The following is a 26,518-nucleotide window of genomic DNA, read 5'->3' as shown; positions in this document are numbered from 1 at the left end:
TTTTGAAAAAGGCGGGTGTATCAGCGCGGCCCGGTCGGGCCGGTGGTGCTGTCCAGCCAGCGCAGCAGCGAGTCCCATTCCAGGACGCCGGCCCGCGGGTAGGCGCGCTCATACTGCTGGGCGGTGTGCTCGCACACCTCCGGCGACGGGTAGACCAGCGGCCGGCCGCCGGCCAGCGCCATGATCTGTTGCTTGCAGGCCTGCTCCAGGTAGTACATCAGCACCGCCGCCTCGGCGACGTCCTGGCCGACGGTCAGCAGGCCGTGGTTGCGCAGGATCATGCTGTGGTGGGTGCCGAGATCGGCGACCAGCCGTTCCCGCTCCGCCAGATCGAGCGCGATGCCTTCGTAGGTGTGGTAGGCGATGCGGTTGTACCAGCGCAGCGAATGCTGGGTGATCGGCAGCAGCCCGTCGGCCTGGGCGCTGACCGCCATGCCGGCGTCGGTGTGCAGGTGGATGACGGCGCCGACGTCCGGGCGGGCATGGTGGACGGCGCTGTGGATGGTGAAGCCGGCCGGATTGATGGCGTCGCCGTCGCGCTCGTCGACCAGATTACCGTCGATGTCGACCTTCACGAGGTTGTCGGGCGTCACCTCGTGGAACATCAGCCCATAGGGATTGATCAGGAAATGGTCGGGCGTGTCGGGGATGCGGGCCGACATGTGGGTGTAGATCAGGTCGGTCATGCCCAGCCGGTCGAACAGCTTGTAGGCGGCGGCCAGATCGGTGCGCGCCTTCCATTCCACATCGGAATAGGCGCGGCTGGCCTGCGGGGGATGGGCGGCGTTTGCGGTCAGCGTCTCGGCGATCATCGGGTGGGTCTCGTCAGGCAAAAGGGATCAAGCAGGTTCCAGGCCGCACCAGCCGGCGATGAACAGCGCCAGCACGCGGGTCACGTCACGGATGCTGTCCAGCGACACCGATTCGTCGATGCCGTGGATGCGCGTCGCCTCCGGCCCGTAGCAGGTGGCGGGGGTGTCGCCATAGAGCTGGAAGAAGCGGGCGTCGGTGGTGCAGGTCAGCGCCACCAGCTCCGGATCGCCGCCGCGCACGGCGCGATGGCTATCGGCCAGCATGGTGACCAGCGGGTGGGCCGGGTCGATCTCGCAGCCGGCGGCCTGGAAGCCGTTCCACTGCAACTCGATCCCGACGCCGGACAGGGCCGGGTCGGTGGAGCGCGCCTGCTCCACCGCCCGGGTCACCTCGGCGCGGACCGCCTCCGGCTCCTGCCCGGGGAAGAAGCCGAGCCGGAGGTCGAGCGCGCAGCGCGTCGGGACTGACGACGGCCACTCGCCGCCCTCGATCCGGCCGAGATTGACGTTGACGGGATGGGCATGGCCGCAGAAGGCGGGATGACGGCAGGACGGTTCGTTCCACCGCACTTCCAGCGCCTTAAGGTGGGCCGCCAGCGCATAGGCCGCCTCGATGGCGTTCACGCCCGCCGAGGTGTCCAGCACATGGGCCGGCGTCCCGGTCAGCACCAGCCGCAGCCACATCACGCCGACCTGGGCGATGGAGATGGAGTGGTTGAACGGTTCCGGGATCACGGCGGCATCGGCGCGGTAGCCGCGATGCAGGCAGGCGAGCGCGCCGTTGCCGGTGCATTCCTCCTCGATCACCGACTGGAGATAGACCGGGGCGGCCGGCTGGTAGCCCAGATTGCGCAATGCCGAGAAGGCGGCGGTGTAGGCGGCGATGCCGGCCTTCATGTCGCCGGCCCCGCGGCCGTAAAGCCGTCCATCCGCGATCCTCGGCTCGAAGGGCGGGGTAGTCCACAGCTCCGCCGGGCCAGCCGGCACCACGTCGATGTGGCCGTTCAGGATCAGCGAGCGGCCCTTCGCCTCGCGCGGCCTGTGCACGCCGACGACATTCTCGCGGCCGGCATAGGCACCGGGGAGAACCGGCGGCGAGAAGCCCGGCATGCGGGAGATCGCCTGCTCGTCGATGTCGAAGCGGTCGACCTCCAGACCCAGCGCGGCGAAGCGGTCGGCCATCAGCGCCTGCGCCCCGGATTCCTCTCCCAGCAGCGACGGCTGGCGGACGAGGGCGGAGAGATGAGAGACGCAGTCCCCCTGCACCGCATCGGCGGCATCCAGGATCGCGGCGCGCAGGCCGGAGTCCGGCAACGCATGGTCGAGACGGTCCGCCGTATCTCGTGTCATTCAGAATCCTCTGCGCCATGGCATCAGCATTGCGCGGGCGGGTGGAAAAAGACGAAGCGAGTGCGTCGCGGCATATCCCAAATGGATATGACCGCCATAACGACGCGTTATGCAATGTCAGGCTTGGCGATGTTTGAGGGTCGCCATGTGTCGATTAGGCAACCGTCCAATCGATCAGGCAAATAAACATTTTTCATTTCGCCCATGAATCTGATTTATGCCGCAGTTGCTCACAGCGCATTCATGTGCGTAGAATTTGGGCGGCAGAAGGAATGCACCGGATTCGGGCATCGAAGAAGGGGGCGGGCGTTGAACGAAACCGAGGCGGAACGGCAGGCCCTGGCCCGCCTGGGCCAGCAGATGGACTGGAACCTGCTGCGCACCTTCATGGTGATCGTGCAGGAGGGCAGCATCACCAAGGCCGCGGTCCGCCTGTTTTTGACGCAGCCGGCGGTCAGCCTCGCGCTGAAGCGGCTGGAGGAGCAGCTTGGCCGCACCCTGATCGACCGCGGCCCCGGCCGCTTCGCCGTCACCGCCGCAGGCGAGCAGGTCTATGACGAGGCGGTGTCGATCCACGCCACCGTATCCCGTCTCGGCGCCCTGGTGCGCGATGCAAAGGACGAGGTCAGCGGCCATGTCCATATCCTGATGACCAGCCGCATCCAGACCCCATTGCTCGACCGTTCGTTGCGGGAGTTCCACCGCCTGTACCCGCAGGTGACCTTCCGCATCGACGTGATGGCGTCCGCCGACGCGCACATCGCCTTGCAGCAGCGGGTCGGCGCCATGGCGATCTGCCTGCTGCGCGAACCGATTCCCGGACTGTCGGCCCAGGTCTTCCTGCGACAGACCTACCGGCTCTATTGCGGTCCGGATTTCCGCCTGTTCGGCCAGCGCGACATCGACATCGCCGAACTGCGCTACGAGAATTTCGTCTCCTTCACTTCCGACCAGATCGACGGCGCCCTGTCGCCGCTGACCCTGTTCCGCGCGCGGGAGGGCTTCGCCGGCCGTGTCGTCGCGTCGTCGGCGAATCTGGAGGAGGTGCGGCGGATGATCGTCTGCGGCCTCGGCATCGGCCCGCTGCCCGAACACATCGCCGCCCGCGACGTTGCCGACGGTCTGCTGTGGGAATTGCCGCCCTATGAGGGGATCGCCCCGGTCAGCGTCCATCTGATCTGGAACGAGCAGGCCAAGCTGAACCGCGCCGAGCGCGCCTTCCTCGACTATCTGCAAACCGCGCTGGCGACGGCGCCTGCCAGGGAACTGGCCGGGCTGGCCGAGGAGAAAAGCCCCGCTCACCGAGCGGGAGAGGGAGTGTTGGCAATCGCGCGGCCCAGGACATCGTAGATCCGCGGTTCTCCCATCTGGGCGACGTTGAAGCGCAGGAACCCCGATGCCGAATGGGAAACGCTGAACACGTCGCCGGGGGCGAGCACGACATTGTCGTCCAAGGCCATGCGGGCGAGGTCTGCGGCGTTCCGTCCGTCGGGCAGGCTGCACCAGAGATAGAATCCGCCGCGCGGCATCAGCCAAGGGTGCAGCCCCAGCGCTTCCAGCCTTGCCGCCGTCTCGCGCCGGGCCCGGGCGAGACGGCGGCGGAGACCGTCGAGATGCTTGCGATGGCCGCCGTCGTTCAGGGCGGTGAAAACGAGTTCGGCCGCGGCCGGGCTGGGGCCGCCGAAGTTGGTCGCCACCTGCAGATCGACAAGCGCCTCCACCCAGTCCGGCCGCGCCGCGATGTAGCCGCAGCGGATCGAGGCGGACAGCGTCTTGGAAAAGCTGCCGATCCGGATGACGCGGGACAGCCCGTCCAGGGCCGACAGACGCGGCGACGGCTCCGGCTCGAAGCCGGCGAAGATGTCGTCCTCGACAATGGTGAGGTCTTGCGCGGTCGGATCGTGGGCCGCGGCGGCGCAGAGCAGCCGGTGGGCGGTCTGCGGCGTCATCGTGGCGCCGGTCGGGTTGTGCAGGGCGGAGTTGGTGATGTAGAGCCGAGGCCGGTGCGCCGCCAGCGCCTGGGCGAACAGCTCCGCATCCGGCCCGCTGCGGGTATAGGGCACGCCGACGACCCGCGTCTGATGGGCGCGCAGCAGGGCCTGGAAATTGAAGTAGCAAGGGTCGTCGACGAGCACCGCATCGCCCGGCCGCAGCAGGAAGCGGCAGATCAGGTCGATCGCCTGGGTTCCCGACGCGGTCAGCAGGATCTGGTCGGCACCGGGGGCGATCCCCTCTTCGGCGAACTGGCGCGCCAGCAGGCGACGCAAGGGCAGGGAGCCGCGCGTGCCGCCGTAATCCGCCAGCAGGCCGTCATCAGCGCGTGCCAACTGGCGGATCGCCCGGCGGATCGCCGCGTTCGGCATCCAGTCGGCCGGGAGCCAGCCGCATCCCGGCTTCAGCATCTCCGCCCCGGAATCAAGCGACTGCCGAGACACCCAGAAGGGATCGATGGCGCGGTCGCGTCGCGGTTCCGCCTCGGCCAACGCCAGCGGCGGCAGGGCACCGGACACGTAGAATCCCGACCCGGGCCGCGACTGGATCACGCCTTCCGCCGCCAGCCGGTCATAGGCCTCCACCACCGTCGAAGGCGAAACGCCCATGGTGGCGGCGAAGCTGCGGATCGACGGCAGCTTTTCCCCCGGCGACAGCGTCCGGCTCGCCATCCTGCGGCGGATCGCCTCCATCACTTCGCCGGTACGCGTGCCCGTCCTGCCCATGATGCTCCAACGCAGAGAAGTGTACTGAACTGTAGACCAGTACAGTTTGATAAAATTGTACGGGAGCGTCCCTGTCTGCGCCAGGGGAGACCGCGCTAGGATCGCATCACAAATTCTGGTGCGCGGAAGGAAGACGGAATGCAGCGGTCGACGGCGGGGTGGGGCAGCGGGCTGCTCGGCGTGCTCATCTTCAGCGGTTCGCTGCCGGCGACGCGCGTTGCGGTTGCTGGCTTCACACCGCTGTTCCTGACCGCGGCACGGGCGGTGATCGCGGCGGCCCTGGCGGCGGCGCTGCTGGCGTTGCTCAGGCAGTCCTGGCCGGCGCGCCGCGACCTGCCCTCGCTCGCCATCGTGGCGCTCGGTGTCGTCGCCGGCTTTCCTCTGCTGACGGCGCTGGCGCTCCAGCACATCACCTCGGCCCAGTCGATCGTCTTCATCGGCCTGCTGCCGCTCGCCACCGCCCTGTTCGGCGTGTTGCGGGGGCGGGAACGGCCGCGGCCGGCCTTCTGGCTGTTCTCGACCGCGGGAAGCCTGACCGTCGCCGGATTCGCCCTGTGGCAGGGCGGCGGTGCGTCGCTGACCGGCGACCTGCTGATGGTGCTGGCGATCCTGCTCTGTGGTCTCGGCTATGCCGAGGGGGCGACCCTGTCGCGCCGGCTGGGCGGCTGGCAGGTGATTTCCTGGGCGCTGGTGTTGGCGCTGCCGTTGATGGCGTTGGCGGCGCTGGCAACGATGCCGGACGACTGGACCGGCATCGCCGTGCCGGCCTGGGCCGGGCTCGGTTATGTCTCGGTGTTCAGCATGCTGGTGGGCTTCGTCTTCTGGTATCGCGGGCTGGCGCTGGGCGGCATTGCCAGTGTCGGACAGTTGCAGCTGCTCCAGCCCGCCTTCGGTCTGCTGCTGGCGGGTCTGCTGCTGCGTGAGCCGGTCGCCTGGACGATGATCGCCGCGACCGGGCTGGTCGTGCTCTGCGTCGCCGGGGCGAAGCGGTTCGCCTGAGCGCTAGGCCAGCCCATAAGCGTTGACCCCGGCCATCGCGACGATGACGGCCAGCAGGGCCAGAATGGTCGCCAGCCCGATCGGCAAGGCGCGGCGATAGATCGCCCCTTCCGACCGCTCCAGCCCGACCAGCCCGGCTGCCAGCACGATGCGGCCGGGGGTCAGCATGGTGCAGATGCTTCCGGCAATGGTCTGGACCGCGGCGATCAGGATGGACGGCAGGCCGCTTTCGGCGGCAAGGCTCAGCTGGATGTGCATCATCAGGGCGTTGGACGCCGTGTTGGAGCCGGTCAGCATCCCGGCAGCGGCGCCGAAAACCGGACTGGCCAGCACGGCGAAGCGTCCCGCCACATCGCGCCAGGCGTTGCCGAACATCGCCGCCCCGCCGGAAGCCGCCATGAAGGTGGCGAACTCGACGAAGACCAGCGTCGCCGCCATCGGCACCAGCGCCGCGCGCAGGGCGCCGCCGACCACCCCGCCGGCCTCGTTCCTCGGCAGGCCCGCCAGCAGGATGCCGGCGATCAGCACCAGCCATGTCGCCGGATGGCGCAGCAGGGCCAGCGGAGCAAGGCCGCCGAACGGGTCGAGCACCAGCCATTGCCCGGTCCAGTCCGACAGCGGCGGCAGCAGGCGGGTCGCCATCAGCCCGGCGATCAGCAGCCCATAGGGCCAGAGCCGGTCAGCCAGTTCCCGGACACCGGTGCCGCTGCGCAGCAGGCGCGGCCCCTCCACCGCCAGCAACAGGATGGCGGTCGCCAGCCCGCCGCCGAGTTCCGGTGCGACGAACCGGTTGGTCAGCCAGATCAGCCCGGCCAGACAGAGCAGAAGGGCGACGTCGGTGGCCCGGTCGCGCAGGCCGGAGCGCAACCCCGACGAATGGATCAGCCCCCAGAACACCGGCAGAAGGCAAGGCAGCACGACCGCCATCAGCAGGGCGCTGGCCGTTCCAAGCTCGGTGAAGGACACGCCGATCAGTTCCGCCCCGACGCGGCTGCCGACGCCCATCGCACCCCAGGCGGCCAGAATCTGGCTGAACAGGCCGAGGACCGCGGATTGCACCGGCGGTAGCCCCATGGCGCGCAGCATGGCGAGCGCCACCACCAGCCCGACGCCGAACCCCGTCACCGATTCGGCAAAGGGACCGACCAGAAAGCAGGCGACGAAAACGGCACGCCGCCGGTTTTCCGGCGCGACCGCGGCGGTTTGCGTGCCGCGCGCCTCGAAAGCGCGGTGGAACAGCAGGCCGGCGCCGATGATCGACATCGCGTGCCATGCCAGCCACGCCCCCTCTCCCGCCTTCATCGCCGCGGCACCCAGCACCGGGCCCAGCATCGAACTGGCCGAAGGCTGCACCGCGAGCATCGGCGCGACCATCGTGACCAGCGCCAGCGCCATGCCGGCGATCCCGGCGGCGAGCAGACTGACCCGGCGGGAGGCAAGCAGCAGGATCGTGCCGACGAGCGGCATCATGTGGAAGGCAAGGGTCATGAATCGGCCAGACGCGTTCCGGAAGGGAGGTGCCGGCGCGAAGCATGGCCGGAGCCATTGGATACTAGTATATCTGTTGATGCGCAATCCTTCGGCACCTGCGGTGGTGCCGAAGGATCGGGTAGCATGACCGGGAAGGCTTCAGGCCGGGGTTTCGCGGTGGATCTTGAAGGGCGCCCAGGACTGGCTCACCGGCATGATCTCCACGCTGTTGATGTTGACGTGCGGCGGCAGGGAGACCACCCAGCGCACCGTCTCGGCGATGTCCTCGGGCTGCAACGGGTTGGCCCCGGCGTAGAGCGCGTCGTAGGCTGCCTTGTTGCCGCCGGTGCGCACCAGGGTGAATTCGCTTTCCGAGAGACCGGGCTCGATGGAGGTGACGCGCACGCCGTGGGCCGACAGGTCGCTGCGCAGGCCGAGCGAGAACTGCTTCACGAAGGCCTTGGTGCCGCCATAGACGTTGCCGCCGGGATAGGGCCAGTTGGAGGCGACCGACGCGAGATTGACGATCAGCCCGCGCCGGGCGATCAGCCGGTCCAGCAGCAGCCGGGTGATGGTGACCAGCCCGGTGATGTTGGTGTCGATCATGGTGCGCCACTGGTCGAGGTCGCAGTCCTGCGCCGCCCCGGTGCCCAGCGCCAGCCCGGCATTGTTGACCAGGACGGAGATGCCGGCGAAGGCGTCGGGCAGGGTGGCGAGGGCGGCGCTGGTCGCCGCTTCGTCGCGGATGTCGAAGCACAGCGGATGGACGACATCCGGGCCGCCCAGCGCCTCGACCAGGGCGTCCAGCCGGTCCCGGCGCCGGCCGGTGGCGACGATCCGCCAGCCCTCCGCCACCAGCCGCCGGGCGATGGCGTCGCCGAAGCCGGAGGTGGCGCCGGTGACGATTGCGATCTTCGAGGCGGTGTTCGACATCCTGTTTTCTTTCCTCGTGACGGAATGGCGTGGCAACCATATAGCCCGAAGCCGTCCGGGTCGATGGCAAGCCTAAAGCGAAGCTCCGCCGCAGACGAGGATCTGCTGCCCGGTGATGGCAGCTGCGGCGTCGGACAGCAGGAAAGCGGTCAGCGCCGCGACTTCTTCCGGCTTGACGAAGCGGCCGATCGGCGGAAGCTTCGGAGGCAGGCCGGTGCGATTCGGGTCCTTCAGCATCGGCGTATCGGTCGCACCCGGCGCCACCACATTCACCGTGACGCCGCGCGGCGCCAGCTCCAGCGCCCAGGAGCGGGCTAGCCCGACCATTGCCGCCTTGGTCGCCGTATATTGGCTGCGGCCGGCGGCGCCCTGGGCGGTGCGGCTGCCGATCAGGACGATCCGGCCGCCGCCGTCCGGCATGCGGGGAACCACATGCTCGACCAGTTCGGTGGATGCCTCGACATGCAGGCGCCACATCGCTCTCGCGGCATCCATTTCAAGTTCGCCGAGCTTGCCGACGCGCATGACACCGGCGGCATGAACCAGCGCGTCGATTGGCGGCAGAGCGGCCAGAGCCTCCGCCACCGACTCCGGCGCCATCAGGTCGGCCGGCGTGAAGCGCAGGTTCGGATGCTTGATGGCGGGGGCCGACCGGCTGATTCCCTCGACCAGCCATCCATCCAGCAGCAGCCGTTCGGCGATGGCCGCACCGATCCCCGAACTGGCTCCGGTAACCAGGGCGCGGCGGGGCGGACGCTCCATATTCATCTCGGCACTCCCCCTTACGCCACGGTCAGCGCGATGCTGCCCAGGCCGGGGAAGTCGGCGACGGCGCGGCTGCCGGGTTGGATGAAGATCGTTCCGGTGCAGGACCCGGTGGTCACGGTATCGCCGGCATGCAGGCCGCCGAAAGGGCGGGCGCCGACATTGGCGAGCCATGCCAGCAGGCGGATCGGGTCGCCGGCCTTGTTGCCACCGATCACGTCGATCCTGCGCTCCCCGTCGATGTCCAGCGTCAGCCGCTGGCTCACCGGGTCGATGCGGCGCCAGTCGGCGGTGGCCGCGCCGACGATCAGCGCGCCGTGGTTGGCCTGATCGGCCAGCGAGGCGAACGGCCCCTGCGACCCGTAGGCGGCGAAGCGTGTGTCGCAGATCTCGAAGGCGGGATGGACCGAGCCGATGGCGGCCAGCACCTCGTCGCGCGTCCAGGGCTCGTCACGGGCGGGCAGGTCGCCTTTCAGGCGATAGACGATCTCCGCCTCGATGCCGATGACCCGGAACAGGCTGGCGGGCAGAGTCCCGGTATCGAAGAACAGCGTCTCGGCATGGATGGGGGCGCTCGACGGCTCGGCGTCTGGGGCCGACGCGCCGACCTTCCAGGCGGTCGCCGGTCCGATGCGGCGGGCGACTTCGGTCTGGATGGCATAGGCGTCGGCCTTGTCGGCCGGCATCGCCGCGGGCGGCAGGGTGTCGAGCGGACGGTTGTCGCGGCGCGCGGCGAGCAGCGCGCCGGCGGCCGCAAGAACGGCCTCGGCGGTCATGGTCATGGGACAAGCTCCCGAATAGGAAGGAGGCGGGCGGGAGCGCCCCGGAAGGCTTTGCAGGTGGCGCTCCCAACGCCGATCAGCGGACGCGCACCCAGTCGGGCGAGACGCGGCTGTATTTGATCGCCTGCCGGAAATAGGTGAAGGCGACATGCAGGTCGCCGTCCGCCGACTGGGTCACCGACGGGTAGGAGAATTCCCGGTTCAGGCTGTCCTTGGAATTGTTGGTCATGCAGTAACCGTCGCCGACCTCCAGGTTCCGGCGCAGCGGCCAGGTCAGCCCGCCATCCTCCGACAGCGCCAGCGTCAGCGGCGCGCGCGGCGCCCCCCAGAAGGCCTTGCGGGCGGGAGCCTGCGCGGGCGGCGGAGCCACGGCGACAGCGGCGGCGCCACCGGCCGGGACGTCGTCCTCGATCTCGTCGTACAGCGAGGCGCGGCGCTCGGTGGCGTTATCCGCACTCGATTCGTTGAAGACGATGGCGAGCCGGCCGTCGTCCAGCGCCGTCACCTGGATCGAGGAGTTGTTGTTGGGCAGCTCGGTCGCCACCGGCGCACTCCACGTCCGTCCATTGTCGGTGGAGACGCTGCGATACACATGGTCGGCCCAGCGGCTGCGGTAGAAGGCGGCCAGCGTGCCGTCGCGCAGGGGCACCACGCTCATATGGACGCAGCCGACGCTGTCCGGCACCGGATGCTCGGTCCAGCTTTCGCCGCGGTCGCTGGAGATGCGGACGGCGCTGGTGTCGTTGTCGCCCACCCACTTCTCGCCCGGCGTGCCGTGGCAGAGGAAGGTCGGCAGCAGCCAGTCGCCGTTCGGCAGCACCACCACCGGCTGGCGGATGAAGATGCCGTCGCCATCCGTTCCCTCGAACAGGGTGCGGATCGGCCCCCAGTTCCGCCCATGGTCGGCGGAACTGCGGCAACGGACGAAGGCGGTGTCCTGATTGCCGGAGATTTGCGCGGTGTAGAACAGCCACAGCGTGCCGTCCGGTGCCGGGAACAGAACCGGATTCTGCTCCGACCGGGTCGGGTCGTCCGACAGCTTGACCGGGTCGGTCCAGCGGTCGGCTCCCTTTGCGAGCCGCGAGAAATAGATCGAGATGTCGGGAATGCCTTCCTGGGTGCCGCCGAACCAGACGCAGCCGAGATCGCCGTTGCCGAGCACGGTGATGTTGGCGGCGTGGTTCTGGACGCAGGGCGACGGCAGATAGGCGTCGCGGCGCCCGGCATCCCCGTCCGCGGGCGCGATGCGCCCGCGTTCGATGGTGGAAGGCAGGGTTGAGGATGTGGTCATGGCGGTCACATGAAAACGGAGGATGAGGGAAAACCTGTCACCGCGCTTCGGCCTGTGGCGGGGCCTGTGTCGGGGCGGCGACCATCGCCGGGGCGCTGCGGCCGCGGACCAGACGCTCCACCACCATCACCGCCATCGGCGTCAGCAGGGCGACATACATGTTGTCGATGCCGTAGGGGTTGCCCAGGACATACCAGACGGTGGTGCTGACCGTGGCGCCCAGCAGGCCCAGCGTGGCGCCCAGGTTGCTGGCGAAGAAGGGCAGGAAGAAGCCGATCATCGCGACGACCGTGATCGACAGGCGCAGCGCCCGGGTGAAGAAGGACAGCTTCAGGATTTCCGGCACGAAGAAGACGAAGATCAGCGGCAGGAAGCCGATGATCAGCGACAGGATGCGGGTGGTGCGGAATTGCTGTTCCGGCGTCGGATTCTTCCACGGCACGTAGAAGTCACGCACCGCCAGCGAGGCGATGGCGAGCGCCACCGTGCTGACGCTGACGAACACCGAGGCGACGAGCGAGGTGGTGACGACGGCGGCCATCAGCGGGTGCATGGCGTCCAGGAACACCGGCAGCGCATACAGGCTCTTCATGTCGGGGTAGAGGTAATGGGCGGTGACGCCGATCAGCGCCAGCATGATGCCCAGCGGCAGGCAGAAGATCGAGGCGTAGATGGCGGAGCGCTGGGCTTCGCCGGCGCTGCGGTTGGACGAGATCGCCTGGATGACGAACTGGGTCGAGAAGATGGCGCCGACGGTGCCGATGACCCAGGCGAAGATCGTCGGCATGCCGATCTTGCCGTCGATGGTGAAGTAGTGGGCCGGCAGCTTCTCGACCATCGGGGCGATGCCGCCGCTGAGCGACAGCGCGGTGCCCAGCAGCAGGGCGATGCCGATCAGCTTGATGGCGCTGTGCAGGATGGTGACGTAGGCGATGCCCTTCAGGCCGCCGAACACGTAGTAGAAGGTGCTGACCACCGCGATGATGACCATCGCCCAGGTCAGGTCCAGGTTCATGACGGTGGACAGGGCGGCGGCACCACTGATGTAGTTGCCGACATTCACCAGCAGCAGCGCATACATCATGATGATCGACACCGTCCGCATGGTGGAGGTGCCGTAATACTTCGCGATGGCGGCGGAGATGGTGTATTCGCCCGAGCCATAGATGCGCTTGGCGAAGAACAGGCCGAACAGCAGGAAGCCGATGGAGGCGCCCAGAACCGACCATGCCGATGCCATGCCGGAGGTGAAGGCTTCCTGGGCGGTGCCGACGGTGGATTTGGCGCCGATGAACTCGGACATCAGCAGAACGCCGACGACCGCCGCCGGCATCGAGCGCGCGGCATTCATGAACTCGCCGTTGTTGCGGCTGCGCAGCCGCACCGTCAGCCAGGAGGTGAAGAGGATGTAGAGGACGACGATCCCCAGGATGAGCGCACTTTCTCCACTGGTGAAGTGATTCATGGACGGGTCTCCCTAACGGGCGGATGGGTCCGCCTTCGGTGTTGTTCGATGATCTGGCGCCGGCCTGTCGCGTCGCGGCGCCACGCGGTGCGGAACAGCGTCACACCGCTTCGGCATAGCGGGCCGCGAGCGCCTTGATTTGGGCGTCCATCTCGTCGGCGATCAGCACCGGGGCACGGCTGAAACCGACCTCCGGCATGGCGCTGCGGAGCGCGCGCTTGACCATCGCCGGCGGGAAGCCCAGCGCGTACAGCTCCTTGCGCAGCGTGCTGAAATGGGTCTGGTGCCTGTCCGCTGCGTCGGCGTCGCCGGCCACGAAGGCGGCGTGGATGCCGTTCAGCGTCACCGGCGCAATGTTGCCGAGACCGGAGATGCAGCCGGCGGCCCCATTGCGCAGGCCATGCAGCACCAGTGAATCCGGCCCGACCAGCACGTCGAAATCGTCACGCTCGCGCGCGATGGCGAGGAAGCCGTCCAGGCTCTCCTGCGAGCCGGCGCTGTCCTTGATGCCGATGATGTTGGGATGGTCGGCCAGGATGCGGGCGGTCTGCGGCTCCAGCGTGTTCCCGGTGCGCGCCGGGATGTTGTAGAGATAGACCGGCACGGTCAGCGCGTCGGCGACGCGGCGGTAATGATCCACGAGCTCGGCCTGCGAGCAGGCGATGAAGGACGGCGTGATGGCGGAGACCGCCTTGACGCCCAGCTTTTGGACCGCCTTGCCCAGCGCGATGGTCTGGTGGGTGGAAATCTCGCCGATATGGGCAAGTACCGGCACCTTGCCATCGGCGGCCTCGACGCAGGTCTCCGCCACCGCCAGCTTCTCGTCGAAAGACAGGGCGTAGAATTCGCCGTTGGTGCCGGCGCAGAAGACGCCGTTGCCGGCGGATGCCTGCCGCTTCACCTGCCGTCGCAGCGCTGCGAATTCGACGCGCTCGTCGCTGTCGAAGGGGGTGACGATCGCGACGAAGGGACCGCCGATCTTGGTGCCGCTGGTGTTGCTCATGGAGTTTGACCTTTCAACGAACGGGATGACCGTCGCGCCGCGCCGTCAGGCGGCGGCGCGGTACATGCCCAGGATGTCTTCGCGGCTGAGATCGCGCGGGTTGTTGTCGAGCAGCCGGCGGATGGCGTGCGCCTCCTCGGCCATTTGCGGCAGGTCGGCCTCGGGCACGCCGAACTCCGACAGCTTCATCTTGCAGCCGAGCGCCACGCACCAGTCATGGGCCGCCTGGAACACCAGGGCCGGATCGGTGGCGGGCTTCATTCCCAGCGCGTCGAGCACGGCGATGGTCTTGGTCGGGACGGCCGGCGCGTTGAAGGCCAGCACATGCGGGAAGATCAGCGCGTTGGCGGCGCCATGCGGGATGTGGTGGCGGGTGCCGAGCGGATAGGCGACGGCATGGCCGGCGGCAGTGTTGACCGGACCCAGGCAGATGCCGCCATAGAAGGAGGCGAGCGACAGGCCAGCCCGCGCCTCGCGGTCGCTGCCGTCAGCAATGGCGCGCGGCAGGAAGCGGCCGACCAGCCGGATGCCTTCCAGCGCATAAAGGTCGATCAGCGGATGCGCCTTGCGGTTGGTGTAGGCCTCCACGCAATGGGCCAGCGCATCGACGCCGGTGGCGGCGGTGACGGCGGCCGGCACACTCAAGGTCAGGTCGGGATCGACCACCGCGACGTCGGCCAGCATGTGGACGCTCTGCACCGCCAGCTTGCTCATGGTCGCCGGATCGGTGACGAGCGCGCGGGTACCGACCTCGCTGCCGGTGCCGGCGGTGGTCGGGACCTGGACCAGGGCGGCGCGCTTGGCCGCGACCTTCTCCGGTCCGACCACGTCGCGGATGGTCTGGCCGCTGCCGGGCAGGACGGCGGCCAGCTTGGCCAGATCCATGGCGCTGCCGCCGCCGAAGCCGATCACCACCTGCGGCTCCACCCGTTCGGCGACGGCCAGCAGCGCCTCAAGGTTGGGAACGTCGGGTTCCGGCCTGATGTCGGCGAAGACGGTGACGGCACCTTCCAGCCCCAGCCGCTCGACGCGGGCGGCGTTGAAGGCGTCGGCGACCACCAGGATGCGGGTCAGCCCGCGCCCTCGCACCCAGCGGCCGGTCTCATCCGCCGTGCCGGCGCCAAAGACGACGCGGGCCGGGCGGAGCAGCTCGATGGGCGTGGTCAGGTCGATGGTGTTCATGGTCAGGTTCCTCAGGCCGCCGTGCGCACGCGGGCGGCGGCCAGCTTTTCGGCGTAGTCGATGGCCTCGATCAGGCTCAGCTCGTTGGCGATTCCCTTGCCGGCGATGTCGAAGGCGGTGCCGTGGTCGACGGAGGTGCGGATGATCGGCAGGCCGAGCGTGATGTTGACGCCGCTCAGCGCGTCCCAGGTGCCGGTCTCCGGATTGACGTTGAAGCCCAGCAGCTTGACCGGGATGTGCCCCTGGTCGTGATACATGGCGACCACCGCGTCATACTGGCCGGCGCGCAGCTTGACGAAGATGGTGTCGCCCGGTACCGGCCCAACGACGTCGAGGCCGTCGGCAACGCATTTGGCGATGGTCGGCTCCGTCACCTCGATGTCCTGGCGGCCGAACAGCCCGCCTTCGCCGGCATGCGGATTGAGGGCCGCGACGGCGATGCGGCGGCGCGGCAGGCCGAGACCGGCCAGCGTCTCGTCGGTGCGGTCGATGACGTAGCGCAGCCGCTCCGGCGTCAGCTTCTTCGGCACGTCCTCCAGCGCAATGTGGGTGGTGACGTGGCTGACCCGCATGTTGCCGTGGGCCAGCATCATCACCGAGCCGCGCGCGCCGGTCAGTTCGGCCAGCAGGTCGGTGTGCCCGGCATAGTGATAGCCGGCCTTGTTCATCGCCTCCTTGTTCAGGGGCGCGGTGACGATGCCGTGGATGCGGCCGGCTTCGGCCAGCCGCACCGCGCGCTCCACCGCCAGATAGGCGAAGCGGCCGCCGTCGACCGACAGCACGCCGGGACGGATCGGCTCGCCCTCCGGCCCGGCCTGGAGGCAGGCCAGCGCCGGCCATTCGCCGTCGACATCCGTCACCTCGGGGAAGTCGAGGTCGCTGCCCAGCGCATCGCGCGCCGCATGGAGGGCGGGGTTGCTGCCGATGACCAGCAGGCGCAGCGAGCCGTCGGCCAGCCGGTCCTTCAGACGCGCGCAGGCCTTCACGATGATCTCCGGCCCGACGCCGGCCGGATCGCCCATGGTGATGGCCAGATGCGGTGTCATGCTTGTTCTCCCTGATGATGTTGCGGCGCAGCCAGCGCAAGCAGCCGGCGCAGCAGCGCCGGGTCGCCGAACGCGCCCGATTTGGAAATGACGCGGACCCCGTCGAAGCGTCCGCCGCGCAGAATGGAGCAGGGCACCCCCGGCCAGACATGGCCGTCGAGGTCGAGCCGGTCGGCTTCAAGCGCCAGGCACAGGCCGCGCAGGGTCTCGCCGCCCGCCACCAGCAGCGTGCCGGGCGGATCGATCTGGCGGACCAGCCGGGCGAATTCCCATTCGATCCGGTGCGCCGCGTCCGCTCGGGCCAGCCCCTCGGGCAGGGCGAGGACGGCAAGGGCGATACCCTCATGGTCGAGCCGCTGCGACAGCACCGTCGCGGTGGTGGCGCCGCCGTCGGGCAGCGTCAGCACATGTTCGGCGCAGGCGTCGAGCTGGGCCAGCATCGCCGGATGGTTGGTGCCGAACAGCCCCAGGATCGGCCGCGGCAACCGGAGTTTCGTTTCGTCGTCAGTGACGCCCATCTGCCGGGCAAGCGCGCCAGCCAGCCCGCTGCTGCCGCACCACAGCACCCGGTCCTTCAACGCCAAGCCCGCCGCGGCGATGGCGTCGAGGTCGGCGTCGGTCTCCGCATCCCACAGGCTGATGCCCGCCGGCACAGCCGCGCCGGGGCAACGGAGCTGAACGGGCAGTTCCTCCCGTTCCAGATCGGCGCGCAGGTCGCTTGCCGCGGGCGTCCAACTGCGCCCGTCCTCGCCGCGGGCGAGCTGGACGCCGCCGCGGGTGATGCGGCCCTGATAGGGGAAGGCGGGGGCGATGATGACATGATCGGGGGCCGTGGCGTCGATCCAGGCGGCGATTTCCGCCCCGGCATGGCCGCGCAGCAGACTGTCGAGCTTGGCGTAATGGAGCGTGCCGGGCGTGCGCGGCAGACCGGCGGCAATGGCGGCCACCCGGCGGCGCGCCTGATCCCGGCTCGCTTCGCGCGTGCCGCTGTCGAAGGCGAGGCCATTCGACAGGGCAGGATAGGGCAGGCTCTGCCAGTAGACGGGAATCGGGCCGGTGATGACAGCGAACTGGGCGGCGGTATCGAGCGCCCCGGTCAGGTCGTCGGCGATCAGGCACGGATGCCGTGCCGCCGATGCCAGTGTCGGTGATCCCGCATGTGGAACCAGACTGTCCATGGGTGGTCCCCATCCTTTTGAGCGGCGGCCGTCTTGAACCGACGAGCCGCTGCCGGGCGCTCCCACCGCCCTTGACGATGACCCACTCCATCACAGCGCTGCGGAGATGTCAATATGTTGTAATGTTGTTGGCGGCATGAGGCCGCGATTTTGGCTCGTTTGAGGCTATAACATGTTTACATGTTGGGGTTTGACGGCAATCCCCGTCTTCCCCGGGGAGAGAGGCTTCTTCCTGCACTGCAACAGGCAGGCACTTACAGCGACAGATCCAGGGCACGCCCTTCAAACACGCGGTCGCGGGACCCTTCCAGATGCTTGCGCATCCGCGCCCGCGCTGTTTCGCCGTCGCGCTGGCGGATGGCGTCGAAGATGCCGCGATGCTCGTCATACACGCCCGTCAGGCCGGAACTCGGCCCCATCAGCGAGACGCCATGGAACTTCATGCCGACGGAGATGTGATCCTTCAGCGCCTGCATCGACGACATGTAATAGTGGTTGTTCGTCGCCTCGGCGATGGCGGTGTGGAAGGCGTAGTCGGCGTCCTCGCGGTGGCGGTGCGCGCGGGTCGCGTCGTCCATCAGGCTCAGCGCCGCCGCGATGCGGTCGAGTGCCGCGTCGTTCCAGCGCAAGGCGGCGTGATAGGCGTGGTCCGGCTCGATGGTCAGCCGGAACTCGTAGCAGCGCTGGATGTCGGCGATCGTTTCCACCGGGGCATAGCCAAGCACCGGCTGGCTTTCCTCGGCCGCGACGCGGACGAAGCTGCCGGCGCCCTGACGGGAATAGATAAGCCCATCATTCCGCAGCCGTTTCAGCGCCTCCCGCACCACCGGGCGCGACACCTGGAATCGGGCGGCAAGATCATTCTCGCCGGGCAGGCGCTCGTCGGGCTGGAAATCGCCGGCGCTGATCTGGGCCAGCAGAAGCTGGTAGACCCGCGTGACCAGCGGCGTCTGGCGGGTGCGGAGCATCTGGGCTCCCTCCCCGCCGTCCGCCACCACCGCGCTGCTTTCGCTGGACTCCATCCTGTCGCTCCCCATCCGCCGGCTGCGTGCTGTCAGCTATTTGTAAACATGTAACAGCCAACTTGCCAGCTTTTAGGGAGCGGCCAGCTTATCAAGACTGCGGTTCGGCCAGGAACAGCCGGTAGGCCGGGTTGCCGCTCTCGTCCCAGCAGGGGTAGCCGAGATCGTCCAGGCAGCGCCGGAACCGCGCCCGGTCCTTCTCCGGCACTTGGATGCCGGCCAGCACGCGGCCATAGTCGGCGCCGTGGTTGCGGTAATGGAACAGCGAGATGTTCCATTCCTGCGCCAAGCCGTTCAGGAACTTCAGCAGGGCGCCCGGCCGTTCCGGGAACTGGAAGCGGTAGAGCAACTCGTCCTTCAGCCCGCGCACCCGGCCACCAACCATGTAGCGGACATGGAGCTTCGCCATCTCGTTGTCGCTCATGTCCAGCACCGGGCAGTCCAGTCCGCGCAGCAGTTCGATGATCTGGCGCTTTTCCGCGTCGCCTTCGGTCAGCTGCACGCCGACGAAGATCTGTGCCTCGCGGTCGTCGGCATAGCGGTAGTTGAACTCGGTGATCGACCGCTTGCCCAGCGCCTGGATGAACTGCCGGTAGGCACCGGGCCGCTCCGGGATGGTGACGGCCAGCAGGGCCTCGCGCCGTTCGCCGATCTCCGCCCGTTCGGCGATGTGGCGCAGCCGGTCGAAATTCATGTTGGCGCCGCTGCCGATCGCCACCAGCCCCTTGCCCTGCAACCCTTCGCGCCCGGCGTATTTCTTCAGGCCGGCCAGACCGACCGCGCCCGACGGTTCGGTGATGGCGCGGGTGTCCTCGAAGATGTCCTTGACCGCGGCGCAGATCTCGTCGGTGTTGACGGTGATCACCTCGTCCAGCAGCTCGCTGCACAGCCGGAAGGTTTCGCTGCCGACCTGCCGCACGGCGACGCCATCGGCGAACAGCCCGACCTGGTCCAGCTGCACCCGCTTTCCCGCTGCAATCGCCGCGCCCATGCTGGCGGCGTCGTCCGGCTCGACCCCGATCACCTTCACGTCGGGGCGCAGGAACTTGACATAGGCCGCGATCCCGGCGGCCAGCCCGCCGCCGCCGATCTGCACGAAGATGGCGTCCAGCGGGTGCGGGTGCTGGCGCAGGATTTCCATGCCGACGGTGCCCTGGCCGGCGATCACGTCGGGATCGTCATAGGGGTGGATGAAGGTCAGCCCCTTCTCCGCCTCGATCTGGCGGGCATGGAGATAGGCATCGTCGAAGACGTCGCCATGCAGCACGACCTTGCCGCCGCGGCTCTTGACCGCCTGGACCTTGATGGCCGGCGTCGTCCGCGGCATCACGATCACCGCCTTGATCCCGAGCTTCTGCGCCGACAGCGCCACACCCTGGGCATGGTTGCCGGCCGACGCGCACACCACCCCGCGCTCCCGCGCGGCGGCGGACAGGCCGACCATCTTATTGTAGGCGCCGCGCAGCTTGAAGGAGAAGACGGGTTGCAGATCCTCACGTTTCAGCAGCGCGATGTTGTTCAGGCGCTGCGACAGCCGCGGCATCGGATCGAGCGGGCTTTCGATCGCCACGTCGTAGACGCGCGCGGTGAGGATCTTGCGGACATACTCTTGCATGGACATCGGCCTTCCAGAACAGGTCGCGGGCAACATAGCAAAGTTGTCGCGGTCTTTCGCTATGGCGCCTGCACCGTGCGAAAGGCGATTGGCACGGCGACGCGCATCACCTCGATGAAGCGGCGCAGGCGGGCCGGCTGGTGGCGGGCCGGCGGATAGACCAGACTGACCGGCAGGGTCGACGCCTGCCAGTCGGGCGCCAGATGCACCAGCCGCCCCGCCGCCAGATCCTCCACCAGCGCCCATTGCGAGGCGATCGACGCGCCCAGTCCCAGGAGCGTGGCGTTGCGCACCGCCTGAAGCCCGTCGGTCGACAGGCGCGGCCTGATCGGGAAACTCACCGTCTCGCCGGTGCCGGCATGGGTCAGCGTCACCTCGTCCCGGTAGAAGGTGCGCAACGCCAGCCAGGGCAGTTCAGCCAGTTCCTTCGGATGCTGCGGCACCGGCCCGTCGCCGAGAAGGGCGGGGGCGGCGACGGCGATCCGTGGCACTTCCGCCAGCCGCAGGGCGACGACCGACGGGTCGGCGACCTCGCCGACGCGGATGGCGCAGTCGATCCCTTCGCCGATGAAGTCCGGCATGCGGTCGTGCAGAAGCCATTCCACCGTCATCCGCGGATAGCGGCGCAGATAGTCGGCCACCGGCCCGACCAGTTGCTGTTGGCCGAAGGCATGCGGTGCCACCACCCTCAGGTGGCCGGTCGGCTGGTCGTCGGCTCCGCGGACGTCGCTTTCCAGCATCTGCCAGCCGGCAAGCAGGTCCTTGGCCCGCTCGTAACAGCGGGTGCCGTCCTCCGTCAGACTCATCCGGTGGGTGGAGCGGTGCAGCAGCCGGACGCCCAGCGTCCGTTCCAGCAGTTGCAGACGCCGGCTGACCGTCGGCTGGGTGCTGCCGAGCTGTGCAGCGGCCGCCGACAGGCTGCCGCTCTCCACGATGCGGACGAAGGTCTCCAGCAGGGCGATGCGGTCGCTGCCGACCGCCGAAAGGTCATTGCTCATACGTCCAGTGTATAGCAAATCTACACCTGCTCCGGCTACCGTGCCCTTCGGCCCGCCGCCATACTCGCCCTCAATCAGGCCCACGCCTGCTCTTGAGGGAAACGAACGATGTCAACCATTCAAGCCGCGCATGCGTCGTCGCTGACACCCCCGATGCCAAGCCAGATTCCCCTGGCGCCCGCGCATGACAGCGGGATGAGCCGGCCGCTGGTCTTCCTGCTGGCGGCCGGCGCCGGTCTGGCGGCGGCGACGCTCTATTACAGCCAGCCGATGCTGGGCGTGCTCGGCACCGACATCGGGGCGGCGGACCGGACGGTGGGCTGGGTGCCGACGCTGACCCAGCTGGGATACGCCTTCGGCATCCTGCTGCTGGCGCCGCTGGGCGACCGCTTCGACCGCCGCCGCATCATCCTGGCGAAGGTGTCGGTTCTGGTCGCGGCCCTGCTGGCGGCGGGTTTCGCCCCGTCCATCGGCGGGCTGCTGGCGGCGAGCCTGGTGATGGGCCTGTCGGCGACGCTGGCGCAGGACATCGTCCCCGCCGCCGCGACGCTGGCCCCGGCGGAGCATCGCGGCCGGGTGGTCGGCACGGTGATGACCGGTCTGCTGCTGGGCATCCTGCTGTCGCGGGTGGTCAGCGGCCTCATCGCCGAACAGTTCGGCTGGCGCGCCGTGTTCGTCGCCGCCGCCGGCAGCATCGCTTTGCTGGGCGCCGCTCTGTGGCGCGGGCTGCCGCGCTTCACCCCGACGACGGATCTGGGCTATGGCGAATTGCTGGGCTCGCTGGTCACGCTGTGGGGCCGCCATCCCGGCCTGCGCCGGGCGGCGATGGCGCAGGGCCTGCTGTCGCTGGGCTTCAGCGCCTTCTGGTCGACGCTGGCGGTGATGCTGCATGGTGCGCCCTTCCATCTCGGTGCCGCCGCGGCGGGGGCCTTCGGGCTGGCCGGTGCGGCGGGGGCGCTGGTGGCGCCGGTCGCCGGCCGCATCGCCGACAGCCGCGGCCCCGCCCTGATGACCCGGCTGGGTGCCGGTCTGGCCGTGCTGTCCTTCGCCGCCATGGCCCTGTCGCCGCTGCTGCCCGAGGGTGGCCGCCTGTGGCTGCTGGTGGCCAGCGCCGTCGGCTTCGACCTGGGAGTCCAGGCCTCGTTGATCGCCCACCAGACCATCGTCTACGGCATCGACCCCGCCGCCCGCAGCCGCCTGAACGCGGTGCTGATGGTGGGCATGTTCATCGGCATGGCCGCCGGTGCTACCCTGGGCAGCCAAGCGTTGGATATCTGGGGCTGGAACGGCGTGGTCGCCGTCGCCACCGCCGCCTCGGCCGGCGCCCTGATCCTGCGGCTGTTCATCCGGTCGGACCGGTAGTCCGCCCGCATCTCTCATAGATTGGAAGCCCTCCGGTCCCGTGCGGCAACGCAGGGTGCCGGGGGGCTTTTCCGTTGCGATTTCGTCGACCGGCCGATCCAAGGAGCATGCGTCTGACTCCAAATGGCCGTCGTCCCCCTCGTCTGCGGGGAATAAGCTGGCCGATCCCACATGTCAGAATGGGGGCGTCATGGCTGAACTGGACAAGGCATTCGCCGGGGCGATTCCTGCCCTCTACGACCGTTACCTCGGTCCACTCATCTTCCAACCTTATGCCCGCGATCTGGCGGGACGGCTGGCCGGGATCGAGGGCCGGATTCTGGAAACGGCCCGCGGAACCGGGATCGTGACATGCGCCCTGGTCCAGACCCTGCCTGCGAGCGTCGAACTCGTCGCGACGGACCTCAACCAGCCGATGCTCGACCATGCGGCACGGAAGCTGGACGCGCCGCAGGTGACGTGGCGGCAGGCCAACGCCATGAACCTGCCGTTCGAGAGTACCGCTTTCGATGCGGTGGTCTGCCAGTTCGGCGTGATGTTCTTTCCCGACAAGCCGGCGGGTTTCGCCGAAGCGCGCCGGGTGCTGAGGCCAGGTGGCCGCTTCCTGTTCAGCGTGTGGGACCGCATCGAGGAGAATGAGATCACCGCCGTCGTCAACGCCGCAGTCGCGGCGGCATTTCCCGACGACCCGCCCGCCTTCATGGCCCGCACGCCCCACGGCTACCACGACAGGGAGCGGATCCGCGACGAGCTTCGTGCCGCCGGCTTCACCGGCATCGAAGTCGAGACGGTGACCCTGCGCAGCCGGGCCGCTTCGCCCGTCGATCCGGCGACAGGCTTTTGCCAGGGAACGCCCATGCGCCTTGAGATCGAGGCGCGGGACGCCAGCCGTCTGGACGAGGTGACGGCCCTCGCCGCCAAAGCCGTCGCCCGGCATTTCGGCGACGGCCCGATCGACGGCAAGAGCCAGGCGCATGTGGTAACGGCCATTGCCTAGGCCCGGCGTAGTCCCACCGCCGCCTCGACGAAGGCGATCAACTGATCGGCATAGAGGTCGGGCGTGATGCCGCGGCGGCGATGCTTGGCGCGCTTCACGTACCAGTCCTGGAGCATCGGCTTGATCAGTGCGGCGGCCATCGTCACCTCGGGCACCGCGAAGAGGCCGCGGGCTACGCCGTCGGCCAGGGCGTCGGCGATCATGCTTTCCGTCATCATCTCGCTGCCGACGGCAAGGTCGCGCCCCTCCTTGGGAAAGGACTTGGCCTCCATATAGGCGAACACGAACCAGGGATGCATGGTCTCGGTCAGGAGCAGGTGTGTGCGCAGCAGCCAGCGCAGCCGGCCTGCCGGATCGTTCGCCAGCGCCTCTGGCGGGTGGCCCAGCACCTCCTCCACCACGCTGACGACCTGCCCCAGGATCATCATCAGCAGCGTGTCCTTGCTGTCGAAATAGGCGTAGAGCGCCCCCATGCTCAGCCCCGACTGTTCGGTCAGGTCGCGCAGGCTCATGGAATGGAAGCCCTTGCGGTTTGCCAGCATCAGCGTGGTTTCGACGATGCGCGCCAGATTTGCGACGGCGACCGCCGGCTTCTTCACCCGGATGGTCGCGGCGTGCCGTTCCAGGATGCGGGCGCACAGCGCCTCCATCGACAGATCATGCCGTGCCTGGAACTCCCGCAAGCTGATCATCCCGGTTGTCCTGTCCGTTCGCGTTGCCGATGGTTCTTGCACATGATGGCTGCCGAAGATATAAAGCGAGCGCTCGCTCGTTTTTCAAGCGCACCGTTCGCGCCCCTGTCGCCACTGCCGCAGAAATTCCCACCAGGAGAGGAAGCATGGGCTTCACCATCGACCTGACCGGCAGGACGGCGCTGGTCACCGGCGCGTCGAGCGGTCTCGGCCGGCATTTCGCCGGCGCGCTGGCGACGGCGGGCGCCCGGGTGGCGCTGGCCGCCCGGCGGACCGATGCGTTGGCCGAAACCCGCGCGGCGATCGAGGCGGCAGGAGGCAGTGCTCTTACGGTCGCCATGGACGTCACCGATCCCGCTTCGGTCGCCGCTGCGGTGGGGGAGGCATGGCGGGCGCTTGGCCGCATCGACATCCTTGTCAACAATGCCGGCGTCACCGCCACGCGCCCCTTCCTCGACATGGGTGAGGAGGAGTGGGAGCGGGTGGTCGACACCAACCTGACCGGTTGCGCCCGCGTGGCGCGCGCGGTGGCGCAGCGCATGCGTGACGATCAGCGGGGCGGGGCAATCGTCAACATCGCTTCCATCCTCGGTCTGCGGGTGGCGGGACAGCTGTCGTCCTATGTCGCAGCCAAGGGCGGGTTGGTTCATCTGACCAAGGCGATGGCGCTGGAACTGGCGCGATACGGCATCCGGGTCAATGCGCTCTGCCCCGGCTATGTCGAGACCGAACTGAACGCCGATTTCTTCGCCAGCGATGCCGGCAAGGCGCTGATCAAGCGCATCCCGCAGCGCCGGCTAGGCCGGCTGGCCGATCTGGATGGCCCGCTGCTTCTGCTGGCGTCGGATGCCGGCGCCTATATGACCGGGTCGGTACTGACCGTCGACGGTGGTCATCTCGTCTCCTCGCTCTAGCAGGAAAACCCCACGCCATGGATTTCACCCTTCCTCCGCATATCGAAGACTATCGCTGTCGCGTCCGTGCCTTCGTCGAGGAGGAGATCCTGCCGGTCGAGGCCGACCGCGCCAATTGGGACGAGCACGAGAACATCGCCGAAGCGCCGTTGGAGGCCTTGCGCGCCAAGGTGAAGGCGGCCGGCCTGTGGACGCTGCAATTGCCCAAGGAGGCCGGCGGCCAGGGCCTGCCGATGGTTGGCGTCGCCGCCTGCTACGAGGAGATGAACCGCTCGATCTTCGGTCCGGTCTGCTTCAACGCCGCCGCCCCCGACGACGGCAACATGCGGCTGTTGAGCATGGTCGGCACCCCGGCGCAAAAGGAACGCTGGCTGAAGCCCATCGTCGCAGGACGGGTGCGCAGCGCCTTCGCCATGACCGAACCACATCCCGGCGGCGGTTCCGATCCGTCCATGATGAAGACGAAGGCCGAGCGCAGGGGCGACCACTGGGTGGTCTCGGGACGGAAGTGGTTCATCACCGGGGCCGGGGCCGCCCAGCACTTCATCCTGATGGCGCGCACGTCGGACGACCCGCGCAAGGGGCTGACCGCCTTCCTGTTCGATCGCGACCAGCCGGGTTGGCGCATCGAGCGGCGCATCCCGATCATGGGGCCGGAGGAGCATGGCGGTCATTGCGAGCTGATCTTCGACGGTTTGGAGATCGCGGACGAGAATGTCCTGATGCAGGTCGGTGACGGGCTGAAGGCGACGCAGATCCGGCTGGGTCCTGCGCGTCTGACACACTGCATGCGCTGGACCGGCCTTGCCAAGCGCTGCCTGGAGATCGCCGGGGCTTACGTCAAGGAACGCGAGAGCTTCGGAACCGCGCTTGCCGAGCATGAAGGCGTGCAATGGATGCTGGGCGAGGCGGCGATGCAGATCGAGATCGGCCGGCTTCTGACCATGAAGGCGGCCCATGCGCTCGACAGCGGCAGTTTCGCCCGCAAGGAGGTGTCGATGGCCAAGGTCCAGGTTGCCGACACGCTGTTCAAGGCAGCGGATACGGCAATCCAGCTGTGCGGCGCGCGGGGCTATTCCAAGGATACGGTGCTTGAGTGGATTTATCGCTATGCCCGGCAGGCCAAGCTGGTGGATGGCGCGTCGGAGGTCCACAAGATGGTGCTGAGCCGCAGCTACCTTGCCGAGGGCGACGATTTCTGGGGCTGGCGGTGAGTCTGTTTACACCTCTGGCGGGGACAACTGCGCGCCGCCGCCTCTACCTGTTGCGCCACGGCCATGTCGCCTATTACGACGCCGACGGCAAGCCGCTGAACCCGAAGCTTGCCGCGCTCACCGATCGCGGGCGGGAAGAGGCGCGTGTCGCCGGCGTCCTGCTGGCCGGGGTGCCGCTCGACCGTGTACTGTGCTCCGGCCTTGCCCGCACGCGGCAGACGGCCGAACTGGTCGCCGCACCGCACGGGTTGCCGGTGGAGGATCACGCCGACTTTCTGGAAATCCGCGCCAGCCGCCTGTCGGAGGTGCCGAAGGAGCAGCGCGAGGCGGCCTATGTCTATGGTTTCGAGGCAGTGACCGAGGATGCACGCTTTGCCGGTGGCGACAGCTTTGCCGCGGTGCGCGACCGGGTGGTGCCGGCGATCGAGACGCTGATCCGGCAACCGGGCTGGACCCATCTGGCTCTGGTCGCCCATGACGGGGTCAACCGCATGCTGCTGTCCTGGGCCTGCGGCGGCGGATTGTCGGCCTTGTCGGCCTTCGAGCAGGATTACGGCTGTATCAACATCATCGACCTGGATGTGACCGAAGGGCGGATTCTCCGCCGCCTGATCCGCGCGGTGAACCTGACGCCCGGCAATCCGGCGAAGATCGGCCTGCACCGCAGCAGCCTTGAGGAGGCATTCGTGCCTTTGCTTGCGCTGGATTGAC

Annotated in this window: 24 protein-coding genes; 7 read left to right on the top strand and 17 right to left on the bottom strand. The window is 68.4% G+C overall.

Annotated features, from left to right (window positions below):
* Positions 1-20: 20 nt before the first annotated feature.
* Both E6C72_RS24745 and E6C72_RS24740 read right to left on the bottom strand, forming a co-directional pair.
* Positions 21-812, bottom strand: coding sequence for a class II aldolase/adducin family protein (locus E6C72_RS24745; protein ID WP_109442493.1), 792 nt, complete (start codon positions 810-812; stop codon positions 21-23).
* Between the two features lie 27 nt (positions 813-839).
* On the bottom strand, positions 840-2,162 hold the full coding sequence (locus tag E6C72_RS24740; protein WP_109442492.1) for an ArgE/DapE family deacylase: 1,323 nt from the start codon (positions 2,160-2,162) through the stop codon (positions 840-842).
* A 309-nt stretch (positions 2,163-2,471) separates the two neighbouring features.
* Here E6C72_RS24740 and E6C72_RS24735 point away from each other — a divergent pair, with 309 nt between their 5' ends.
* The gene (locus tag E6C72_RS24735) at positions 2,472-3,512 is read left to right on the top strand and encodes a LysR family transcriptional regulator (protein WP_247875880.1); all 1,041 of its coding nucleotides are present in this window, start codon (positions 2,472-2,474) and stop codon (positions 3,510-3,512) included.
* On the opposite strand, the gene E6C72_RS24730 is transcribed toward E6C72_RS24735, so the two are convergent.
* Complete coding sequence (locus E6C72_RS24730) at positions 3,461-4,879, bottom strand: PLP-dependent aminotransferase family protein (RefSeq protein ID WP_169055285.1); 1,419 nt, start codon at positions 4,877-4,879, stop codon at positions 3,461-3,463. The genes E6C72_RS24735 and E6C72_RS24730 overlap by 52 nt on opposite strands.
* 138 nt (positions 4,880-5,017) lie before the next feature.
* Between E6C72_RS24730 and E6C72_RS24725 the strand changes: the two genes are divergently transcribed.
* A complete protein-coding gene (locus tag E6C72_RS24725; RefSeq protein ID WP_109442490.1) occupies positions 5,018-5,878 on the top strand; it encodes a DMT family transporter in 861 nt (286 codons plus the stop codon).
* Between the two features lie 3 nt (positions 5,879-5,881).
* Here the strand turns inward: E6C72_RS24725 and E6C72_RS24720 are convergent, their stop codons facing one another.
* From E6C72_RS24720 to E6C72_RS24660, 13 genes are all read right to left on the bottom strand, one after another.
* Positions 5,882-7,366, bottom strand: coding sequence for an L-lactate permease (locus tag E6C72_RS24720; RefSeq protein WP_109442489.1), 1,485 nt, complete (start codon positions 7,364-7,366; stop codon positions 5,882-5,884).
* A 141-nt stretch (positions 7,367-7,507) separates the two neighbouring features.
* Positions 7,508-8,281, bottom strand: coding sequence for an SDR family NAD(P)-dependent oxidoreductase (locus tag E6C72_RS24715; RefSeq protein WP_136700839.1), 774 nt, complete (start codon positions 8,279-8,281; stop codon positions 7,508-7,510).
* Between the two features lie 72 nt (positions 8,282-8,353).
* Positions 8,354-9,049, bottom strand: a complete 696-nt coding sequence (locus E6C72_RS24710; protein ID WP_199228657.1) for an SDR family NAD(P)-dependent oxidoreductase — start codon at positions 9,047-9,049, stop codon at positions 8,354-8,356.
* A gap of 14 nt (positions 9,050-9,063) precedes the next feature.
* Positions 9,064-9,828, bottom strand: a complete 765-nt coding sequence (locus E6C72_RS24705; protein WP_109084003.1) for a 2-keto-4-pentenoate hydratase — start codon at positions 9,826-9,828, stop codon at positions 9,064-9,066.
* A gap of 76 nt (positions 9,829-9,904) precedes the next feature.
* The gene (locus E6C72_RS24700) at positions 9,905-11,119 is read right to left on the bottom strand and encodes an exo-alpha-sialidase (protein ID WP_109084004.1); all 1,215 of its coding nucleotides are present in this window, start codon (positions 11,117-11,119) and stop codon (positions 9,905-9,907) included.
* 37 nt (positions 11,120-11,156) lie between these two features.
* Positions 11,157-12,584, bottom strand: a complete 1,428-nt coding sequence (locus tag E6C72_RS24695) for a sodium:solute symporter family protein (RefSeq protein ID WP_109084005.1) — start codon at positions 12,582-12,584, stop codon at positions 11,157-11,159.
* Between the two features lie 100 nt (positions 12,585-12,684).
* Entirely contained in the window at positions 12,685-13,587 is a 903-nt protein-coding gene (locus tag E6C72_RS24690) for a dihydrodipicolinate synthase family protein (protein WP_109084006.1), read from the bottom strand.
* A gap of 45 nt (positions 13,588-13,632) precedes the next feature.
* Positions 13,633-14,769: an iron-containing alcohol dehydrogenase gene (locus tag E6C72_RS24685; protein WP_109084007.1), complete on the bottom strand. Its 1,137-nt coding sequence runs from the start codon at positions 14,767-14,769 to the stop codon at positions 13,633-13,635.
* Positions 14,770-14,780: 11 nt separating this feature from the next.
* The gene (gene pdxA / locus E6C72_RS24680) at positions 14,781-15,815 is read right to left on the bottom strand and encodes a 4-hydroxythreonine-4-phosphate dehydrogenase PdxA (protein ID WP_109084008.1); all 1,035 of its coding nucleotides are present in this window, start codon (positions 15,813-15,815) and stop codon (positions 14,781-14,783) included.
* On the bottom strand, positions 15,812-16,993 hold the full coding sequence (locus tag E6C72_RS24675; RefSeq protein ID WP_109084009.1) for a four-carbon acid sugar kinase family protein: 1,182 nt from the start codon (positions 16,991-16,993) through the stop codon (positions 15,812-15,814). The genes pdxA and E6C72_RS24675 overlap by 4 nt, the downstream gene beginning before the upstream one ends.
* A 254-nt stretch (positions 16,994-17,247) precedes the next feature.
* Positions 17,248-18,015 (bottom strand): FadR/GntR family transcriptional regulator, encoded by a 768-nt coding sequence (locus E6C72_RS24670; protein ID WP_247875459.1) that lies wholly within the window; start codon positions 18,013-18,015, stop codon positions 17,248-17,250.
* A 91-nt stretch (positions 18,016-18,106) separates the two neighbouring features.
* Complete coding sequence (ilvA, locus tag E6C72_RS24665) at positions 18,107-19,666, bottom strand: threonine ammonia-lyase, biosynthetic (protein WP_109084011.1); 1,560 nt, start codon at positions 19,664-19,666, stop codon at positions 18,107-18,109.
* A 23-nt stretch (positions 19,667-19,689) separates the two neighbouring features.
* Positions 19,690-20,628 (bottom strand): LysR family transcriptional regulator, encoded by a 939-nt coding sequence (locus tag E6C72_RS24660; protein WP_109084012.1) that lies wholly within the window; start codon positions 20,626-20,628, stop codon positions 19,690-19,692.
* A gap of 108 nt (positions 20,629-20,736) precedes the next feature.
* Between E6C72_RS24660 and E6C72_RS24655 the strand changes: the two genes are divergently transcribed.
* Entirely contained in the window at positions 20,737-21,990 is a 1,254-nt protein-coding gene (locus E6C72_RS24655; RefSeq protein ID WP_109084013.1) for an MFS transporter, read from the top strand.
* Positions 21,991-22,180: 190 nt separating this feature from the next.
* Positions 22,181-22,987: a class I SAM-dependent methyltransferase gene (locus tag E6C72_RS24650; RefSeq protein ID WP_109084014.1), complete on the top strand. Its 807-nt coding sequence runs from the start codon at positions 22,181-22,183 to the stop codon at positions 22,985-22,987.
* Here the strand turns inward: E6C72_RS24650 and E6C72_RS24645 are convergent.
* Entirely contained in the window at positions 22,984-23,679 is a 696-nt protein-coding gene (locus tag E6C72_RS24645) for a TetR/AcrR family transcriptional regulator (protein WP_109084015.1), read from the bottom strand. The two genes, E6C72_RS24650 and E6C72_RS24645, sit on opposite strands and share 4 nt — an antisense overlap.
* A 146-nt stretch (positions 23,680-23,825) precedes the next feature.
* On the opposite strand from E6C72_RS24645, the gene E6C72_RS24640 reads away from it, so the two are divergent.
* The 3 genes from E6C72_RS24640 to E6C72_RS24630 are packed head-to-tail and all read left to right on the top strand — an operon-like array spanning position 23,826 to position 26,517.
* Positions 23,826-24,593: an SDR family NAD(P)-dependent oxidoreductase gene (locus E6C72_RS24640; RefSeq protein ID WP_109084016.1), complete on the top strand. Its 768-nt coding sequence runs from the start codon at positions 23,826-23,828 to the stop codon at positions 24,591-24,593.
* A gap of 17 nt (positions 24,594-24,610) precedes the next feature.
* On the top strand, positions 24,611-25,807 hold the full coding sequence (locus tag E6C72_RS24635) for an acyl-CoA dehydrogenase family protein (RefSeq protein ID WP_109084017.1): 1,197 nt from the start codon (positions 24,611-24,613) through the stop codon (positions 25,805-25,807).
* Complete coding sequence (locus E6C72_RS24630; protein ID WP_109084018.1) at positions 25,804-26,517, top strand: histidine phosphatase family protein; 714 nt, start codon at positions 25,804-25,806, stop codon at positions 26,515-26,517. The genes E6C72_RS24635 and E6C72_RS24630 overlap by 4 nt, the downstream gene beginning before the upstream one ends.
* Position 26,518 lies beyond the last annotated feature (1 nt).

It is taken from the genome of Azospirillum sp. TSH100 (assembly GCF_004923295.1).
GTDB lineage: Bacteria > Pseudomonadota > Alphaproteobacteria > Azospirillales > Azospirillaceae > Azospirillum.
The sequence above is the reverse complement of the archived record's forward strand: the minus strand, read 5'-3'. Positions and strand labels throughout refer to the sequence as shown.

Coding starts and splice junctions, on each gene's coding strand:
- E6C72_RS24745 (WP_109442493.1), bottom strand. CDS start 812: ATGATCGCCGAGACGCTGACCGCAAACGCCGCCCATCCCCCGCAGGCC.
- E6C72_RS24740 (WP_109442492.1), bottom strand. CDS start 2,162: ATGACACGAGATACGGCGGACCGTCTCGACCATGCGTTGCCGGACTCC.
- E6C72_RS24730 (WP_169055285.1), bottom strand. CDS start 4,879: ATGGGCAGGACGGGCACGCGTACCGGCGAAGTGATGGAGGCGATCCGC.
- E6C72_RS24725 (WP_109442490.1), top strand. CDS start 5,018: ATGCAGCGGTCGACGGCGGGGTGGGGCAGCGGGCTGCTCGGCGTGCTC.
- E6C72_RS24720 (WP_109442489.1), bottom strand. CDS start 7,366: ATGACCCTTGCCTTCCACATGATGCCGCTCGTCGGCACGATCCTGCTG.
- E6C72_RS24715 (WP_136700839.1), bottom strand. CDS start 8,281: ATGTCGAACACCGCCTCGAAGATCGCAATCGTCACCGGCGCCACCTCC.
- E6C72_RS24710 (WP_199228657.1), bottom strand. CDS start 9,049: ATGAATATGGAGCGTCCGCCCCGCCGCGCCCTGGTTACCGGAGCCAGT.
- E6C72_RS24705 (WP_109084003.1), bottom strand. CDS start 9,828: ATGACCATGACCGCCGAGGCCGTTCTTGCGGCCGCCGGCGCGCTGCTC.
- E6C72_RS24700 (WP_109084004.1), bottom strand. CDS start 11,119: ATGACCACATCCTCAACCCTGCCTTCCACCATCGAACGCGGGCGCATC.
- E6C72_RS24695 (WP_109084005.1), bottom strand. CDS start 12,584: ATGAATCACTTCACCAGTGGAGAAAGTGCGCTCATCCTGGGGATCGTC.
- E6C72_RS24690 (WP_109084006.1), bottom strand. CDS start 13,587: ATGAGCAACACCAGCGGCACCAAGATCGGCGGTCCCTTCGTCGCGATC.
- E6C72_RS24685 (WP_109084007.1), bottom strand. CDS start 14,769: ATGAACACCATCGACCTGACCACGCCCATCGAGCTGCTCCGCCCGGCC.
- pdxA (WP_109084008.1), bottom strand. CDS start 15,815: ATGACACCGCATCTGGCCATCACCATGGGCGATCCGGCCGGCGTCGGG.
- E6C72_RS24675 (WP_109084009.1), bottom strand. CDS start 16,993: ATGGACAGTCTGGTTCCACATGCGGGATCACCGACACTGGCATCGGCG.
- E6C72_RS24670 (WP_247875459.1), bottom strand. CDS start 18,015: ATGGAGTCCAGCGAAAGCAGCGCGGTGGTGGCGGACGGCGGGGAGGGA.
- ilvA (WP_109084011.1), bottom strand. CDS start 19,666: ATGTTGCCCGCGACCTGTTCTGGAAGGCCGATGTCCATGCAAGAGTAT.
- E6C72_RS24660 (WP_109084012.1), bottom strand. CDS start 20,628: ATGAGCAATGACCTTTCGGCGGTCGGCAGCGACCGCATCGCCCTGCTG.
- E6C72_RS24655 (WP_109084013.1), top strand. CDS start 20,737: ATGTCAACCATTCAAGCCGCGCATGCGTCGTCGCTGACACCCCCGATG.
- E6C72_RS24650 (WP_109084014.1), top strand. CDS start 22,181: ATGGCTGAACTGGACAAGGCATTCGCCGGGGCGATTCCTGCCCTCTAC.
- E6C72_RS24645 (WP_109084015.1), bottom strand. CDS start 23,679: ATGATCAGCTTGCGGGAGTTCCAGGCACGGCATGATCTGTCGATGGAG.
- E6C72_RS24640 (WP_109084016.1), top strand. CDS start 23,826: ATGGGCTTCACCATCGACCTGACCGGCAGGACGGCGCTGGTCACCGGC.
- E6C72_RS24635 (WP_109084017.1), top strand. CDS start 24,611: ATGGATTTCACCCTTCCTCCGCATATCGAAGACTATCGCTGTCGCGTC.